This is a genomic window from Streptomyces pactum, assembly GCF_002005225.1.
Classification (GTDB): Bacteria; Actinomycetota; Actinomycetes; order Streptomycetales; family Streptomycetaceae; genus Streptomyces; species Streptomyces pactum_A.
This window is the reverse complement of the sequence record NZ_CP019724.1, coordinates 3,353,214-3,369,211: the sequence shown is the minus strand read 5'-3', so window position 1 is coordinate 3,369,211 and position 15,998 is coordinate 3,353,214. Positions and strand designations below refer to the sequence as shown.

Annotated in this window: 16 protein-coding genes; 8 read left to right on the top strand and 8 right to left on the bottom strand. The window is 72.0% G+C overall.

What is annotated here, in order from left to right; translation table 11 throughout:
* Positions 1-194: 194 nt before the first annotated feature.
* Entirely contained in the window at positions 195-791 is a 597-nt protein-coding gene (locus tag B1H29_RS13695) for a TetR/AcrR family transcriptional regulator (protein WP_055418948.1), read from the top strand.
* Positions 792-822: 31 nt separating this feature from the next.
* On the opposite strand, the gene B1H29_RS13690 is transcribed toward B1H29_RS13695, so the two are convergent.
* On the bottom strand, positions 823-1,494 hold the full coding sequence (locus tag B1H29_RS13690; protein ID WP_055418154.1) for a hypothetical protein: 672 nt from the start codon (positions 1,492-1,494) through the stop codon (positions 823-825).
* Between the two features lie 319 nt (positions 1,495-1,813).
* On the opposite strand from B1H29_RS13690, the gene msrA reads away from it, so the two are divergent.
* Entirely contained in the window at positions 1,814-2,326 is a 513-nt protein-coding gene (msrA, locus tag B1H29_RS13685; protein ID WP_055418153.1) for a peptide-methionine (S)-S-oxide reductase MsrA, read from the top strand.
* 245 nt (positions 2,327-2,571) lie between these two features.
* Here the strand turns inward: msrA and B1H29_RS13680 are convergent, their stop codons facing one another.
* Positions 2,572-3,690, bottom strand: coding sequence for a hypothetical protein (locus B1H29_RS13680; protein ID WP_055418152.1), 1,119 nt, complete (start codon positions 3,688-3,690; stop codon positions 2,572-2,574).
* A gap of 97 nt (positions 3,691-3,787) precedes the next feature.
* Between B1H29_RS13680 and B1H29_RS13675 the strand changes: the two genes are divergently transcribed.
* Positions 3,788-4,942: a cystathionine gamma-synthase gene (locus tag B1H29_RS13675; protein ID WP_055418151.1), complete on the top strand. Its 1,155-nt coding sequence runs from the start codon at positions 3,788-3,790 to the stop codon at positions 4,940-4,942.
* 10 nt (positions 4,943-4,952) lie between these two features.
* Here B1H29_RS13675 and B1H29_RS13670 read toward each other — a convergent pair whose 3' ends face one another.
* The 3 genes from B1H29_RS13670 to B1H29_RS13660 all read right to left on the bottom strand — a co-directional run bounded on the left by B1H29_RS13670 (position 4,953) and on the right by B1H29_RS13660 (position 6,469).
* Positions 4,953-5,210 (bottom strand): hypothetical protein, encoded by a 258-nt coding sequence (locus B1H29_RS13670; protein WP_055418947.1) that lies wholly within the window; start codon positions 5,208-5,210, stop codon positions 4,953-4,955.
* Between the two features lie 109 nt (positions 5,211-5,319).
* A complete protein-coding gene (locus B1H29_RS13665; protein ID WP_055418150.1) occupies positions 5,320-5,835 on the bottom strand; it encodes a sigma factor-like helix-turn-helix DNA-binding protein in 516 nt (171 codons plus the stop codon).
* A gap of 133 nt (positions 5,836-5,968) precedes the next feature.
* A complete protein-coding gene (locus tag B1H29_RS13660; RefSeq protein WP_055418946.1) occupies positions 5,969-6,469 on the bottom strand; it encodes a MarR family winged helix-turn-helix transcriptional regulator in 501 nt (166 codons plus the stop codon).
* Between the two features lie 168 nt (positions 6,470-6,637).
* Here B1H29_RS13660 and ilvA point away from each other — a divergent pair, with 168 nt between their 5' ends.
* The 3 genes from ilvA to B1H29_RS13645 all read left to right on the top strand — a co-directional run bounded on the left by ilvA (position 6,638) and on the right by B1H29_RS13645 (position 9,882).
* Positions 6,638-7,867 (top strand): threonine ammonia-lyase, encoded by a 1,230-nt coding sequence (gene ilvA, locus B1H29_RS13655; protein ID WP_055418149.1) that lies wholly within the window; start codon positions 6,638-6,640, stop codon positions 7,865-7,867.
* A 147-nt stretch (positions 7,868-8,014) separates the two neighbouring features.
* Complete coding sequence (locus tag B1H29_RS13650; protein ID WP_055418148.1) at positions 8,015-9,028, top strand: ATP-binding cassette domain-containing protein; 1,014 nt, start codon at positions 8,015-8,017, stop codon at positions 9,026-9,028.
* Positions 9,025-9,882 carry an ABC transporter permease gene (locus B1H29_RS13645; protein ID WP_055418147.1) on the top strand — a complete coding sequence of 286 codons (858 nt, stop codon included), beginning with the start codon at positions 9,025-9,027 and terminating at the stop codon, positions 9,880-9,882. Before B1H29_RS13650 ends, B1H29_RS13645 begins: the two co-directional genes overlap by 4 nt.
* Positions 9,883-9,976: 94 nt before the next feature.
* On the opposite strand, the gene greA is transcribed toward B1H29_RS13645, so the two are convergent.
* A complete protein-coding gene (gene greA, locus B1H29_RS13640; protein WP_055418146.1) occupies positions 9,977-10,474 on the bottom strand; it encodes a transcription elongation factor GreA in 498 nt (165 codons plus the stop codon).
* A gap of 180 nt (positions 10,475-10,654) precedes the next feature.
* Positions 10,655-11,053 (bottom strand): DUF4307 domain-containing protein, encoded by a 399-nt coding sequence (locus tag B1H29_RS13635; protein WP_055418145.1) that lies wholly within the window; start codon positions 11,051-11,053, stop codon positions 10,655-10,657.
* 179 nt (positions 11,054-11,232) lie between these two features.
* On the opposite strand from B1H29_RS13635, the gene mca reads away from it, so the two are divergent.
* Both mca and B1H29_RS13625 read left to right on the top strand, forming a co-directional pair.
* The gene (mca, locus tag B1H29_RS13630; protein WP_055418144.1) at positions 11,233-12,114 is read left to right on the top strand and encodes a mycothiol conjugate amidase Mca; all 882 of its coding nucleotides are present in this window, start codon (positions 11,233-11,235) and stop codon (positions 12,112-12,114) included.
* Positions 12,107-12,343: a hypothetical protein gene (locus B1H29_RS13625; RefSeq protein ID WP_199832336.1), complete on the top strand. Its 237-nt coding sequence runs from the start codon at positions 12,107-12,109 to the stop codon at positions 12,341-12,343. Before mca ends, B1H29_RS13625 begins: the two co-directional genes overlap by 8 nt.
* A 174-nt stretch (positions 12,344-12,517) precedes the next feature.
* Here B1H29_RS13625 and B1H29_RS13620 read toward each other — a convergent pair whose 3' ends face one another.
* Complete coding sequence (locus B1H29_RS13620) at positions 12,518-15,769, bottom strand: tetratricopeptide repeat protein (RefSeq protein WP_055418142.1); 3,252 nt, start codon at positions 15,767-15,769, stop codon at positions 12,518-12,520.
* Positions 15,770-15,998: the final 229 nt, after the last annotated feature.

The window sequence follows — 15,998 nt, the reverse complement described above, 5'->3', positions numbered from 1 at the left end:
GACCGCGGACACCGTGAGTGGCACGGCGAGCGGCAGGGCGAGTGGCACGGCAAACGGCATGGCAAGCGCCCGGCGCTCGGGGGCGCTGGTGCCGGGAGTCGCGCTCTGGCATCATGACCAAGTGGAACGCCGTCCCGTTTGACAATACGGAACAGCGTCCCGTTTAGCAATCCCGGTGGCGGAGGAACGACGTGGTGCGAGAGCAGGACGGCGGCGAGGGCACGGCGCAGGCGGCCCGGCCCAAGCGTGCGGACGCCCGGCGCAACCAGAAGACCCTGCTCGACGCGGCCGCCGCGGTCTTCGTCGAGTCGGGCGTGGAAGCGCCGGTACGCGACATCGCGGCCCGGGCCGGCGTCGGAACGGCCACGATCTACCGCCACTTCCCGACACGCGCGGACCTCATCATCGGCGTCTACCGGCACCAGGTGGAGGCCTGCGCCGAGGCCGGCCCGGCCCTGCTGGCGAGCAGCCCGACCCCGTACGCCGCCCTGGGGCGGTGGATCGACCTGTTCGTCGACTTCCTGGTCACCAAGCACGGACTCGCTGCCGTACTGCAGTCCGACAACGCCGGCTTCGAGACGCTGCACGCGTACTTCCTCGACCGCCTCGTGCCCGTGTGCACCCGGCTCCTCGAAGCCGCGACCGCCTCCGGCGAGATCCGGTCCGACCTGTCCGCCCTGGAGCTCATGCGCGGCGTCGGCAACCTCTGCATCGGCGCGGAGAGCGACCCGCGCTACGACGCGCGGCGCCTGGTCGAACACCTCATCGCGGGGCTGCGCCAACCGGACTGACGGACCGGGACCCGCCTGTGTCGAGGCTGGGTCAGTGCTGAGCGACGCTGCCGTGGCTGTGCTCAGGGCGGCGGGTCCACAGGGATACGTCACTGCTCGTCGCGACGGCGATGGTCTCCCCGGAGGGGGAGAAGCCGAAGGCCCGAAGTTCCGAGTAGCTGGAGTGGAAGATGTGCCACCACTTCTCTCCGTACGGGCCGGAGTGGGGAAGCCCGCCATCGACCGAGAGCAGCACACGATCGTTGGGCCAGGCCGGGGTGACGACCTCCAGGGTCCAGCCGTCCCCGGTCGTGGTGTGCAGCCCACCGCCGAAGAGCCCCGCGATGCGCACGCGGCTCCCGGCGATGGGCCCGAGTCCGGGGCAGGACAGGTCGGCGACCGCGTCGGGGGTGCTGTCCTCGGGATCGGGGTCGCGGTCCCTGGCGATCTTCTCGCCGGTGACGGCGTCGAAGAGACCGTGACCGTCGTGCGAGACGACCATGACCAGGTCATGGCCGCTGCCGGGATGCGACGCGAAGCCGATGCCGAGCAGTCCACCGACAGGGACTCCGTACGCGTACGCGAAGACGGGCCGCCAGGGCGCGGGCGCGGGGACGACGGGGGCGGCGAGCGATCGGTCTCGCAGCGACCGCTGGTAAGCGGAGATCTCCGGTTCGCTGACGGATCGCTCCACCGGAGTCGCCTTCCTGATCTGCTTCGTCACCTGTTCATGATCTCGCGCCAGGCGGCCACCGCGTGGAGCCGGGCAGCGGAGAAGACCGCGGCATGGCAACCTCTGCCGGGCATCCCCACGTGCACGCTCCGCGCCTCCCGAGCTCCGTGAGGCAGCGCGGCGAGCGGTCGCCGCACCGTGATCGCTCCGGCAAGCCCAGCGAGGCGGACCATGGTTTCCGGCCGCGGGGCCGGTGCGGCGGGCCCGGAATCGCCGGGAACCCTCGCGCGTTGAGAAGAGTGGCCGGGGGATGCCGGCGGTGCCGGCCGAGTAGCCCGAGTGACCGAACGACGAATTGTGGAGGGCCGCAATGGCTGCGCAGACGCAGAGGGCCGTGCTCGCAGGTGGATGCTTCTGGGGGATGGAGGAGCTGATCCGCCGGCTCCCGGGCGTCACGGCGACCCGGGTGGGATACACCGGTGGAGACGTGCCGAACGCGACGTACCGCCACCACGGCACGCACGCGGAGGCCATCGAGATCCTTTTCGACCCCGAGGAGACGGACTACCGCGCGATCCTGGAGTTCTTCTTCCAGATCCACGACCCGAGCACCAAGAACCGTCAGGGCAACGACATCGGCCTCAGTTACCGCTCGGCGATCTACTACGTGGACGACGAGCAGAAGCGGATCGCCGAGGACACGATCGCGGACGTGGACGCCTCCGGACTGTGGCCGGGCAAGGTCGTCACCGAGGTGGAGCCGGTCGGCCCCTTCTGGGAGGCCGAGCCCGAGCACCAGGATTACCTTCAGCGTTACCCGGAGGGCTACACCTGCCACTTCCCGCGCCCGGGTTGGCGGCTGCCCGCCCGCGCCGAGGGCTGACCGGGGGCGGCCCGGCGGACGACCGAGGGCCGGCCGGAGGCGCGTAGACGTGCGCGGATCGGCCGGCGCGTAGACGTGCGCGGATCGCCCGGCGAGGAGACGAGGAGACCTGTGCGGACCGGCCCGAGGGGGGGAGAGAGACGTGTGCGGACCGGTCGGGGGTGCGATGAGTGCGTACCGGCCGGGGAGCGCGGTGTGTGCGTACGGCCGGCGGGTAGTCCGCCGGCCGCGTCAGGGGGTGGCCGTCAGTGCGGCAGTGTCGCCGGGCTGCCGCCGTTCGCCTCGTAGCCCGCGACGGCCAGGGCGCGGTAGACCGCGAACTCCGCCGCCGGGTCGGCGGACAGGGTCCAGGGCAGGGCGCCGACGTGGCCGTCGATGACTATGAGCTGGTTCATGGCCTCGGCCCAGCGCTCGCCGCGGACCAGGAAGAGGACCAGCAGATGGCGGACGTGCGCCTGCATCGGGTCGTCCGGGCGGGCCGAGTGGACCGCGTGCAGGGCGCCGTGGACCGCCTTGGTGACGACCTCGCTCTGGTAGAAGCCGCTGACCAGGTTGACCTCGGGGAGATGCTCGAACACGGCGAAGAGCGGCATCGCCGCGAGCAGGGAACCGCGGGGGGCACGGGCCGCCGCCGCCTCGGCGAAGGAGTACGCCAGGTCGCGGGAGCCGTGCCACTTCTCGCACCAGTAGTGCAGGGCGGCCAGGTGCGCGCCCATGTGGGCCGGGGCGCGGTCCAGGATCTTCAGCCAGAGCTGCTCGAAGTCCTCGCGCGGGTAGGCGAGGCCGCGGGCGACCGAGAGCTCGATGATGTACGGGATCGGGTCGCCGGGGGCGAGCAGTGCCGCCTCCCCGCAGGCTGCCTTCGCCTCCTCCATGATGATCCGGAACTCGTCCGTGCCCGGCGTCGCCGTCCGCCACGCCTGCTGCACCAGGAACTCGGCGTGCACGGCCGCGCCGCCCGCGTCCTTGGGCGCCTCGGCCCGCCACACCCGCAGCCACTGCCCGCCCGGCGTCTCGCCGACGCCGCCGGGCCGCTGCCGCAGCTCCAGCGACGCGGCACCCGCGAAGGCCTGCACACGCTGCCAGCGCCGCTCGCCCTCCGCCTCCGTGCCGGCGAGGAGCTGCTTGGCCCCCCGGTAGTCCTGCGTGCGCTGGACCAGGTCCAGGACGTCCAGCAGGTCCTGGTCCGGGCCGGGCATGCGGATGTCCAGCTCCTCCTCGCGGGCGAAGCCGTAGTTCTCGGGGTCCGCCGCGTCCGGGTGGCCGGCGGGTACCAGGCCGACCGCGCTCCGCCGGCGCCGCAGAACGGGGAGCAGCACGAAGCCGAGCATGACCAGCGCTATCAGGACCCACAGAATCTCCATGTCTCAAGCGAACCAGACGGCGCCGACAATTGGCCAACCTGGGCCGTGGCCCTGTGGAAAACGCGCGGAGCCGTCCGCGCGGCTACCCTCGGTTCCCATGAGCGACAGGCACATCAGTCAGCACTTCGAGACGCTCGCGATTCACGCGGGCAACACCGCCGACCCCCGGACGGGCGCGGTCGTCCCGCCGATCTATCAGGTGTCGACCTACAAGCAGGACGGCGTCGGCGGACTGCGCGGCGGATACGAGTACAGCCGCAGCGCCAACCCGACCCGTACGGCCCTGGAAGAGAACCTGGCCGCTCTGGAGGGCGGCCGTCGCGGCCTCGCGTTCGCGTCCGGACTGGCGGCCGAGGACTGCCTGTTGCGTACGCTGCTGCGTCCCGGTGATCACGTGGTGATCCCCAACGACGCGTACGGCGGTACGTTCCGGCTCTTCGCCAAGGTCGCCACGCGGTGGGGCGTGGAGTGGTCCGTGGCCGACACGAGTGACCCGGCGGCGGTGCGGGCCGCGCTAACCCCGAAGACCAAGGCCGTGTGGGTGGAGACGCCCTCCAACCCGCTGCTCGGCATCACCGACATCGCCGCCGTGGCCCAGGTCGCCCGGGACGCCGGCGCCCGGCTCGTCGTCGACAACACCTTCGCCACGCCGTACCTCCAGCAGCCACTGGCGCTCGGTGCGGACGTCGTCGTGCACTCCCTGACCAAGTACATGGGCGGCCACTCCGACGTCGTCGGCGGTGCGCTGGTCGTGGGCGACCAGGAGCTGGGGGAGGAGCTGGCGTTCCACCAGAACGCGATGGGCGCCGTCGCCGGGCCCTTCGACTCCTGGCTGGTGCTGCGCGGCACCAAGACGCTCGCCGTGCGCATGGACCGCCACAGCGAGAACGCCACCAAGGTCGCCGAGATGCTCTCCCGGCACGCGCGCGTGACGAGTGTGCTGTACCCGGGGCTGCCGGAGCACCCCGGGCACGAGGTCGCCGCCAAGCAGATGAAGGCGTTCGGCGGCATGGTGTCGTTCCGCGTCGAGGGCGGCGAGGAAGCGGCCGTCGAGGTGTGCGACCGCGCGAAGGTGTTCACGCTGGGCGAGTCCCTGGGCGGCGTCGAGTCGCTGATCGAGCACCCGGGCCGGATGACGCACGCCTCCGCCGCGGGCTCGGCCCTGGAGGTGCCCGCCGACCTGGTGCGCCTGTCGGTCGGTATCGAGAACGTCGACGACCTGCTCGCGGACCTCCAGCAGGCGTTGGGTTAGTCCGGCGCGTTCACCAGCCCTCCCAGCCCGTCACGGGTGGGGTCGTCTCCGACGGCGGCACCACCCAGGGCTGGACGGTCAGCGCCCACACCGTGAACGCCACGGCAGCGGCGCACAGCACCAGCCACAGCAGCCGACGGGCGGCGGTTCTGCGCCGCAGCATGCGAACGCCGCGGCGCACGGCGTCCGCGTACAGCTCGGGCGGCACCCGCGGCGGCGACTGCTCCATGATCCGCCGCGCGGCGGCCTCTCGCTGGAGGCGGTTCACCGGGGCCTCCCGGTGCCGCACGCGCGCGTGCCCGGCATCGTGCCGGCCGTCCCCACAAGCACCGTCCCCTCAAGCGCTGTGTCACGCGCCGCAGCGAGTGCCCCGCCCGTCATGGCGTCGCCGCCTTCGCCTTCGCCTCGGCGGCCACCGGGCGGGCCGGGTCCGCGGGCGGGTGCAGGAGGGTGGCCGTCGCACGGTCGCAGATCGTCCGTACGCGTTCCACGGGAAGTCCCAGCAGGGCGGCGGCCTGTTCCTCGGCGACACCCTCGTAGAGCCTGAGCACCAGGATCAGGCGTTCGCGCGGAGTGAGCCGGCCCAGGGGCCCGGTGGCGTACCGCCGGGCCCGGCCGAGGCCGTCGCGGTACCGGTGCCAGGCCTCGCGGGCGAAGCGGGTGGCCAGATACTGACGGGCCCGGTCGTAGGGGTCCTCCCCGTGCAGCCGGTCCCAGCCCGCGTACGTGTGGGCGAGCGACAGGGACAGCAGGCGCCGCGCGCGCGGGTTGTCGCCCGGCGGTTCGGCCGTGAGCAGGGTGGCGGCGTGCAGCAGCCGCCCTGCCGCGCCCGCGACGAACGCCTGGAACTCCCGGGCCCGGCGGGCACTGTGGGATGCCTGCCGTTCTCGCACCGCGCCTCCCGACCAGAGGGCGACGACTCCTCGAGTCCCGTACGACGACCCCTGCGTCTCATATCAGGCCAGGGGCGGCCCGCCGGTCAAGAGTCCGGTGCGGAACCGCCCCGGAAAGCCCGTGGAAGCCGGCTCAGGAGGCCGACGGCGACTCGGGGTCCGCGACACCCGTCGGGGCCATACGGGCGGACAGGGCGCCGTTGAAGCGCGCGAGGAGGGCGCAGAACGCCTCACGCTCCTCCGGCGCCCAGTCCTGGGTCAGTTCGGCCATGAGCTGACGCCGGGAGGAGCGGACCTCCTCCAGCCGCGACACGCCGCGGGGGGATAGCTGGAGCACCACGGCGCGGCCGTCCTCGGGGTGCGAGGTCCGCTTGACGAGTCCGGTGTCGACGAGCGGGGCCACCTGCCGGGTGACCGTGGAGGAGTCGATTCCCATGCTCGCGGCGAGCGCCTTGACGCCCATCGGGCCTTCTTTGTCGAGGCGGTTGAGCAGCAGGTAGGCGGCGCGGTCCATCGAGTTGCGCACCTGCCCGACCCCGCCGAGCCGGGTCTGTTCGGCACGTCGGGCGAAGAGCGCCACCTCGTGCTGGAGCGTCTCGAGAAGACCGGTGTCACCGGCGGTCGTCATGTCCATCGACATTTCGGGTGTTGTGGGCATGGCCGGGGGCTCACTTCGTGGAGGGCTGCTAATTGGGGGACAGGGTACGCGGCTGGGCGGCGAGCCGTACCTGCGCTGGGCAAAGCGGGTCTCGGAGGTTGGTCACAACGGCCCCGGGCGCCTGTGAACTGCGATGCTGGAGACATGAGCTACAGCACGGCCGCCCTTGCCGCACCCGTCACCCTCGACGACGTACGCGGGGCCCAGAAGATGCTCTCGGGCGTGGCGCGGGTGACGGCGATGGAGGGCAGCAGGCACCTGTCCCACCTGGTCGGCGCGCCGGTGCACCTCAAGTGCGAGAACCTTCAGCGGACGGGTTCGTTCAAGCTGCGCGGCGCCTACGTCCGGATCGCCGGGCTGCTGCCCGAGCAGCGGGCCGCCGGCGTGGTCGCGGCGAGCGCGGGCAACCACGCGCAGGGCGTGGCGCTGGCGTCGTCGCTGCTCGGGGTGCGTTCGACGGTGTTCATGCCGAAGGGCGCCCCGCTGCCCAAGATCAGCGCGACCAGGGACTACGGCGCCGAGGTGCGGCTGCACGGCCAGGTGGTCGACGAGACGCTGGCCGCCGCGCAGGAGTACGCGGAACGGACCGGCGCGGTGTTCATCCACCCCTTCGACCACCCCGACGTCATCGCGGGCCAGGGCACGGTCGGGCTGGAGATCCTGGAGCAGTGCCCCGAGGTGCGGACCGTCGTGGTCGGCATCGGCGGGGGAGGGCTGGTCGCCGGGATCGCGGTCGCGGTGAAGGCGCTGCGGCCGGACGTGCGGATCGTGGGCGTGCAGGCGGAGGGCGCGGCGGCGTATCCGCCGTCGTTGGCCGCGGGGCGTCCGGTGGCCGTGGAGAATCCGGCGACGATGGCCGACGGCATCAAGGTGGGACGGCCCGGCGACGTGCCGTTCGGGATCGTCGGCGAGCTGGTGGACGAGGTCCGCACGGTCTCCGAGGACGAGTTGTCCACCGCGCTGCTGCTGTGCCTGGAGCGGGCCAAGCTGGTCGTGGAGCCGGCCGGAGCGAGTCCGGTGGCGGCGCTGCTGAGTGAGCCGGGCGCCTTCGAGGGGCCGGTGGTGGCGGTGCTGTCCGGCGGCAACGTGGACCCGGTGCTGATGCAGGGCGTGCTGCGGCACGGCATGGCCGCGCAGGGCCGCTACCTGGCGGTCCGGCTGCGTCTGACGGACCGGCCCGGCGCCCTCGCCACGCTTCTCGGGGTGTTGTCAGTGGTCGACGCTAACGTCCTCGATGTGAGCCACGTCCGGACCGATCCACGGCTCGGGCTCACGGAGGCGGAGGTCGAGCTGCACCTGGAGACGAAGGGCCCGGAGCACTGCGCCGAGGTCGGCCGGGCGCTGCGTGAGGCGGGATACCCCGTCATCGGCTGACCCGGTCACCGGTTCCGGTCACTCGTTCGAGTAACTGCATTGTGAGACGCGATACATCGCGTTATGGTGTGTCGTAAATCGCTCGCCGCGCCGAGCGAAACGTACAAACCTAGCTTCCGAAGAATCCCCGACGACGTGGAGACTCATATGCCAGGCGCCATCTATGCCGAAGGCCTGGTGAAAACCTTCGGTGACGTAAGGGCTCTGGACGGCGTCGACCTCGACGTTCCAGAGGGCACGGTCCTGGGCCTGCTCGGTCCGAACGGCGCGGGCAAGACGACCGCCGTCCGCTGCCTGACCACCCTGCTGCGCCCGGACAGCGGCAAAGCGGTCGTCGCGGGCATCGACGTCCTCAAGCAGCCCAACGAGGTGCGGCGTTCGATCGGCCTCTCCGGCCAGTTCGCCGCGGTCGACGAATACCTGACCGGCCGCGAGAACCTCCAGATGGTCGGCCAGCTCTACCAGATGAGGTCCAAGGCCGCGAAGGCCCGGGCCGGCGAGCTGCTCGAGCAGTTCCACCTCGCGGACGCCGCCGACCGTCCCACGAAGACCTACTCGGGAGGCATGCGCCGCCGGCTCGACCTGGCGGCCGCCCTGGTCGTCTCCCCGCCCGTCATGTTCATGGACGAACCGACGACCGGCCTCGACCCACGCAACCGGCAGGAGCTGTGGGAGGTCATCAAGCAACTGGTCGCCGGCGGTACGACCCTTCTGCTGACCACGCAGTACCTGGAGGAGGCAGACCACCTGGCGCACGACATCGCGGTCGTCGACCACGGCCGGGTCATCGCCCGCGGCACCTCCGACCAGCTCAAGGCGCGCACCGGTGGAGAGCGCGTCGAGGTCGTGGTGCACGAGCGTGAGCACATGGGGACGGCCGCCGAGGTGCTCGGCGGGTTCGGCAAGGGCTCGACCACCGTCGAGGAGCACACCCGCAAGCTCACCGTCCCCGTCACCGGTGGCGCCAAGCTGCTCGCCGAGGTCATCCGGGAACTCGACACCCGCGGTATCGAGATCGACGACATCGGCCTGCGCCGCCCCACCCTCGACGACGTCTTCCTCTCCCTCACCGGCCACGTGGCCGAGGCCGGGAGGAACGGCCCGGCGGCCGATGCCGGCCGTGAGGACAAGGACAAGGAAAAGAAGGAGGCAGCCAAGTGAGCGCCGCCACCGACGCCGCTCGAGCCGCGGCGCCCGCCAACCCCGTCGGCCAGTCCGTCCGGGACTCGCTGGTCATCGCCCGCAGAAACCTGATCCGGATGACCAGGATCCCCGAGATGGTCCTGTTCGGGGTCATTCAGCCGGTGATGTTCGTCGTCCTCTTCACCTACGTCTTCGGTGGCTCGATGAAGATCGGGAACACCACCGACCCGGAGGTCTACAAGGACTTCCTGATGGCGGGCATCTTCGCGCAGACCGTCACGTTCGCCACCGCGGGATCGGCGGCCGGCATCGCCGACGACATGCAGAAGGGGCTGGTGGACCGCTTCCGCTCCCTGCCGATGGCCCGTGGCGCGGTGCTGACCGGCCGCACCGTCGCCGATCTCGTGCAGACGGCCGTCACGCTGCTCGTCCTCGCGATCGTCGCGCTGATCGTGGGCTGGCGCACCGGCTCCGCGGAGCCGACCAACGTCGGACAGATCCTGGCCGGCTTCGGCCTGCTGCTTCTCCTGGGCTACGCCTTCACCTGGATCGGCGCGCTGATCGGCCTGTCCGTGCGGACCCCGGAGGCGGCGACCTCGGGAGGCATCATCTGGCTGTTCCCGGTGACGTTCATTTCGAACGCCTTCGTGGACTCCAGCCAGATGACCCCCTGGCTCAGGCACATCGCCGAGTGGAACCCGTTCAGTGCCACGGTGCAGGCCTGCCGTGAGCTGTTCGGCAATCCGGGCGTCGTGCAGTCCGACGCCTGGCCCATGCAGCATCCCGTCTGGGCCTCGGTGATCTGGTCCGTCCTGATCATCGCGGTCTTCCGGACCCTGTCGGTGCGCAAGTACCGCTCGGCCGCCACCTGACGGCGGGATGACGACGAGCCCCCGGCGTCACCGGGACGCCGAGGGCTCGTCAACAACAGACGGCCGGTTGAGCACCGGCCGGGGAGGGGCCCGGTCAGCCGTTGTAGGGCTCGGCCTTGAGGATCTTCACGGACGCCGGCTTGCCGTTGGGCAGTTCGTACTGCGCGTCCTCGCCGACCTTGTGGCCCATGACGCCCGAGCCCAGCGGGGACTGCGGCGAGTAGGTCTCGATGTCCGAGCTCGCGTACTCGCGCGAGGCGAGCAGGAAGGTCAGCGTGTCGTCCTCGTCACCGTCGAAGGCGATCGTGACGACCATCCCGGGCGCCACGGCGCCGTCCGCGGCCGGAGCCTCACCGACCTTGGCGCTCTCGAGCAACTGGGTCAGTTGGCGCACGCGGAGCTCCTGCTTGCCCTGCTCCTCCTTCGCCGCGTGGTACCCGCCGTTCTCGCGCAGGTCCCCCTCCTCACGGGCCGCGGCGATCTTGGCAGAGATCTCGGTGCGCGCAGGACCAGTAAGGTATTCAAGCTCCTCCTTGAGCTTGTTGTACGCCTCCTGGGTCAGCCAGGTGACGTTCTCGCTGGTCTGGGTCACGGGTGCTCCTCGTTGGTACTGGGAATACAAATCAACGCCCTACCCAGAAGGATGTTCCTTCACGGAAGGGCGAAACCACGAGCCTAACAATTGAGTGGCCAAAGGGGGAGGACATAAGCCACCAGAATCATGTCACCGCAGGTCAGCGCCACGTATTTGCGCCGACTGGGCTCCGCGGGATCAGTCCGCGTGGCAGCCGAGCAGCTCGGCGGTCGTGCCCGCGGCCTTGGTCCGCAGGGTGACGACCTGGTCGATGCGCGTCTCGTCCCCGTCGAAACGGAAGTCGGCGCGGCCCACCTCGTCGCCGTCCTCCGCCTGGGAGCGCACCGTGCAGTAGCCCGCGACACCGGCGTCCTTGCGGACCTCCAGGTGCACCTGCACCGAGTCCTCGGCGAGCTCGAACCCGATCAGCTCGCCGCTGATCTTGTTCTGTCCGACGTAGTGGTAGCCGAACCAGCCGATCACGGCGAGCAGGACGGCGCCGAGCACGGCGCCGACGACCTTGAGCGTGCGGTCGGCCCGTTCGTCCGAGGAGCGGCCGTACCGGCTCTCGGGCGGCTGGGTGCTCGCCGTACTCATGATCGTCCTCTCGGCAGGAGCCGGTCTTCCCGGGCCCCGGAATTATTCGGCGTCCGATTCGGTCACTATAGAAGCCTCCGACCGCCACCCGACCGCCGCCCCTCGACGACGCCCCTGCGGGGCGGCACCTATTGGAATGCGCCGACGCACGCGGGCGCCGACTGACCGAGGAATGAGTCTTGACTGACCAGCTACGACTGATGGCCGTTCACGCCCACCCCGACGACGAGTCGAGCAAGGGCGCGGCCACCATGGCGAAGTACGTGTCCGAGGGGGTGGACGTGCTGGTCGTGACCTGCACCGGCGGGGAGCGCGGCTCCATCCTCAATCCCAAGCTCCAGGGTGACGCGTACATCGAGGAGCACATCCACGAGGTCCGCAAGAAGGAGATGGACGAGGCCCGGGAGATCCTGGGGGTCAAGCAGGAGTGGCTCGGCTTCGTCGACTCGGGCCTGCCCGAGGGCGACCCGCTGCCGCCGCTGCCGGAGGGCTGCTTCGCCCTGGAGGACGTCGACAAGGCGGCCGGTGAGCTGGTGCGCAAGATCCGCTCCTTCCGTCCCCAGGTGATCACCACCTACGACGAGAACGGCGGCTACCCGCACCCCGACCACATCATGACCCACAAGATCACGATGGTGGCCTTCGAGGGCGCGGCCGACACCGAGAAGTACCCGGAGGCCGAGTACGGGGCGGCGTACCGGCCGCTGAAGGTGTACTACAACCAGGGCTTCAACCGCCCCCGCACCGAGGCGCTGCACAACGCGCTGCTGGAGCGCGGGCTGGAGTCGCCGTACGGGGACTGGCTCAAGCGCTGGTCGGAGTTCGAGCGCAAGGAGCGCACGCTCACCACCCACGTGCCCTGCGCGGACTTCTTCGAGATCCGGGACAAGGCGCTGATCGCGCACGCCACGCAGATCGACCCCGACGGGGGCTGGTTCCGGGTGCCGATGGAGCTTCAGAAGGAGGTCTGGCCCACCGAGGAGTACGAGCTCGCGAAGTCCCTCGTGGACACCTCCCTCCCCGAGGACGACCTCTTCGCGGGCATCCGGGACAATGCCTGACATGAGTGCAAGCGCAAGCATGGCAATGACGCACCTCGTCACTCTCGCCGAACTCGACGAGGACAAGGTCACCCCCGGCGTCCTCGGGTTCATCGTCTTCGCGGTGATGGCCCTGGCGGTGTGGGGCCTGATGCGATCCATGAGCCGGCACATGGGGAAGGTGGACTTCAAGGAGGCGCCGGAACCGGAAGCCTCCGGCGGTGAGCGGGCCGAGCCGCAGCGGGGTTAGCGGCGCGGCGGTCCTGCCGAGACCGGGGGCGAGGGCGGCGACGTGGCCCGGGACGGTGGGCCTCCTCCACCGCCCCCGGCTGCCCGCGACCGCGCGGCGCGGCCGCGGGCAGCCGCGTCAGGTTGGTGACGCGGCCGCGGGCGGCCGCGTCACCAACCTGTCCGGACAGCACAGCTAGGGCGTCGCCGTCACCGCCACCCCCATGACCTCGCGGGCCTGGCGGCTGGGGACCATGCCCAGGTGCCAGGCCCGCCAGCCGGATTCCAGTTGGACGCCGCGTTCCAGGAGCAGTCGGTACGCCTCGATGTAGTCGTCCAGCTTCGCGTCCCGAGCCGGATGGCGGGCGCGGGACAGTTGGGCCAGTTCCTCCTGGGCCACCGCCGTACCCACGTCTACGCCCCCCGGGGCGGCGTACGGCAGGAGCGTGCAGCGCAGGAAGCGGGCCCAGTCGTCGCCCCTCCGGTCGCCGTAGGCCGCGAACAGCGCCGCCGCCTCGTCGCACAGCGCCAGCGCCTGCGGCGTACGGGCGTTGCCCGCGTCCACCACCGCCAGCTCCAGGCAGGTCCACGCCTCTCCGTGGCCGACGCCGATGCGCTGGAAGTCGGCGCGCGCGTCGACCAGGAGCTGACGGGCGAAGCCCGAGTTCCGCAGCGAGCCGGTCTGGGCGGCGCGCTGGTCGCGGGTCACGCGGGCCGAGTGGTGCCGGGCGCAGGCCAGGCCGTACACGTCCCGCATCCGGGAGAACATCGTGCGGGAGCGTTCCAGCTCGCGGACCGACTGGTCCAGGTCGCCGGTCTCCTCAAGGGCCTGGCCCACGTAGTAGACCGTCCACGCCTCGCCGCGCGCGTCCTCGTTCTCGCGGTGCCGGGCCGCCGCCCGCCGCAGCTCCCCGACCGCCTCCGACGCGTCGCCCTCCACCAGCCTGGCCCGCGCGAGCTGGGTCAGCGCCCAGGCCTCGCCGCGGGCGTCCTGGGTGCGGCCGTACAGCTCCAGGGCCGCGCGCAGGTCCGTCACGGCCCGGGGCACGTCGCCCATGCGCAGGTGCAACTGGCCGAGCTGGAAGTGGGCCCACGCCTGGCCGTGCACCGACTCGCCCGCCCGGTGCAGCACCAGTGACTCGGTGAGCAGGTCCAGGGCCTCCGCGAGCCGCGCCCGGTCCCGCTGCACCGCCGCCAGCGCGTGCAGCGTCCACGCACGGTCCGTGTCCAGCTCGGGCGAGGCCTGGAGGTCCAGCGCCTCGCGCAGCTTCGCCGCCGCCTCGGTCAGGTTGCCCTGGTGGTGCAGCGTGATGCCCAGCGAGCACAGGGCGCGGGCCGCCCCCGCGTCATGATGGGCCTCCAGGTACAGGTCGACCACGGAGGTGAGCGTCGTCCGGGCCTTGTCCAGCTCGCCGAGCTGCCGGGCCGCGATGCCCGTACGCCACTGCACCGAGCGCACCAGCAGCCCCTGGTCCACGGACTGGGCCAGCTCGCTGATCTCACCCAGCCGGTACAGGTCGCCGCGCAGCAGGCAGTAGTCGCACAGCGCGCCCAGCAGGTTCAGCACCGCGCCCTGGTCGACGCCCTCCGCGTGTCTGAGCGCCGCCGTGATGAAGCTCGACTCGTCGTCCAGCCAGCGCAGCGCCTCGTCCAGGGACGTGAAGCCGTGCTGCCCGAAGCGGTCCGAGCGGGTCGACATGTTGCCGTCGACCAGGCGCAGCACCGAGTCGGCCAGCTCGGCGTAGTTGGCGATCAGCCGTTCCTGTGCCGCCGCGCGCTCGGCCGGCTCCTCCTCGTCGGCGAGCCGGGCCCGGGCGAAGGCACGCACCACGTCGTGCAGCCGGTAGCGGCTGCCCCGGACGTGATCGAGCAGACCCGCCCGCGACAGTGCCGCGAGCTGCCGCGTCGCCTCCGCCTCGTCCGTGGCCAGCAGCGCGGCGGCGGCAGCGGCACCCAGCGAGGTGCGCCCCGCCAGCGCCAGTCGGCGCAGCAGCCGCCGGGCCGGCTCCGGCTGGTCGGTGTAGCGCAGCCACAGCGCCCGTTCGACCGGCTCGACCGGCCCGTACGCGCCCAGGTCGGTCGCCAGGGCGCGTGGCGAGCGCGGGCCCAGCGACGACCCCGCGACCCGCAGCGCCAACGGCAGGCCGCCGCAGAGCTGCCGGATCCCGTCGGTGGACTCGGCGTCGTAGGGCCCCGACGCGTCCTGCGCGGCGGCGCCCAGCAGTTCCTCCGCACCCGCCGCGTCCAGTGCCTCGACCGGGAGGTGGTGCACCCGTGCGGCCAGGTCGGGCGGCAGCTCCAGCGGCTCGCGGGCGGTGACCAGCACCAGGCTGTCCGACCGCTCCGGCACCAGCGTGCGCACCTGCCCGGCGTCCGAGGCGTCGTCCAGGACGACGGTGACCGGGACACCGGTCAGATGCTGGTGGTACAGCTCGCTGAGCCGCTTGACCTGCTGGGCCGCAGAGGAGCGCTCGCGGAACAGCAGTTGCTCGCGGGGCGCCCCGAGCCGGTTCAGCAGATGCAGCAGGGCGTCCCGGGTGCTCAGCGGCGACTCGCCGCCCGGCGCGGCACCGTCCCCGCCCGGCGCGGCACCGTCCCCGCGCGGATCGGCGCCGCCCCCGCGCAGGTCGACGACGCACGCCCCGCGGAAGTAGTCCCGCAGCTCGTGGGCGGCCCGCACCGCTAGCGTCGTACGGCCGCTGCCCGGCGCCCCGTGCAGCACGACCACCGTCGGCTTCGTCTCCGTGCTCGCGCGGGCCGCCTGCACCCACTGCCGCAGCCGCGCCATCTCCTGCCGCCGGCCCGCGAAGGTGCCCTCCGGCTCGGGCAGGTGCGCGAACGACTGCTCCAGCGCGCTGCGTCCCCGGGCCGCGGCGCTCTTGTCGGCACCCCTCAGCTTCGGGCCGCTCGTCTTCGGCCCGGTGGACGCGGCGAGCATCCGCTGCTGGTCCAGGAACGGGCGGATGCCGCGTACCTCGAGCGCCGTCAGCCACTGCAACCGCAACTGCTCGGGCCCGCCGGGCTGGCTGACGGCGCCGGCGCGGTGGTGGGCGGCCGGCACGTGGGACCCGACCACCTTCACCACGGTCGCCGCGGCGCCGACGACCCCGACCGCCACTCCCGCGCCCACCGCCGTGCCCGTGCCGGTGCCGAGCGCCATGTCCGCCACCACCGCGGCGACCGCCGCCACGGCGGCCACCAGCAGGGGAGTGCCGGCGCCCTCCCGGGCGTAGCGCTGCCGGAAGGTGAGCTGGCCGGCCGCCGCCTCGTCGAGGGCGCGGGTGTAGGCCTCGTACTCCTCGGCGGCCGTGCCCGCCATCGCGTCCAGCGCCCCGCGTGCCCGGGACAGCAGCACGTTCCCGTCCGTGCGCCCGCCCGAGCGCCGGACTTCCTCCTCCACGGCCCGCCCCAGTAGCCGCTCGGCCTCCGACCGATGACTGTCCCGCATGTCGCGCCCCCTCCGGCGGCATCGGTGTCACCCGGGTCTCCCCAGACCTCGCTGGGGCCCTCCCCGGCCCATCCCCGGGTCCTTCCCCGGTTGTGCCTCGGTCAAGTGTCCCGCGATGGGGAGACCCTGGGGAGGGCCGGCCCGGCATCGGCCGGGGCGGCCGGCCCGTTCACCTCTTGACCCCGGTGGCCCCAGCCACTAATTTGCGACGGAAGCAGACTCATGACTG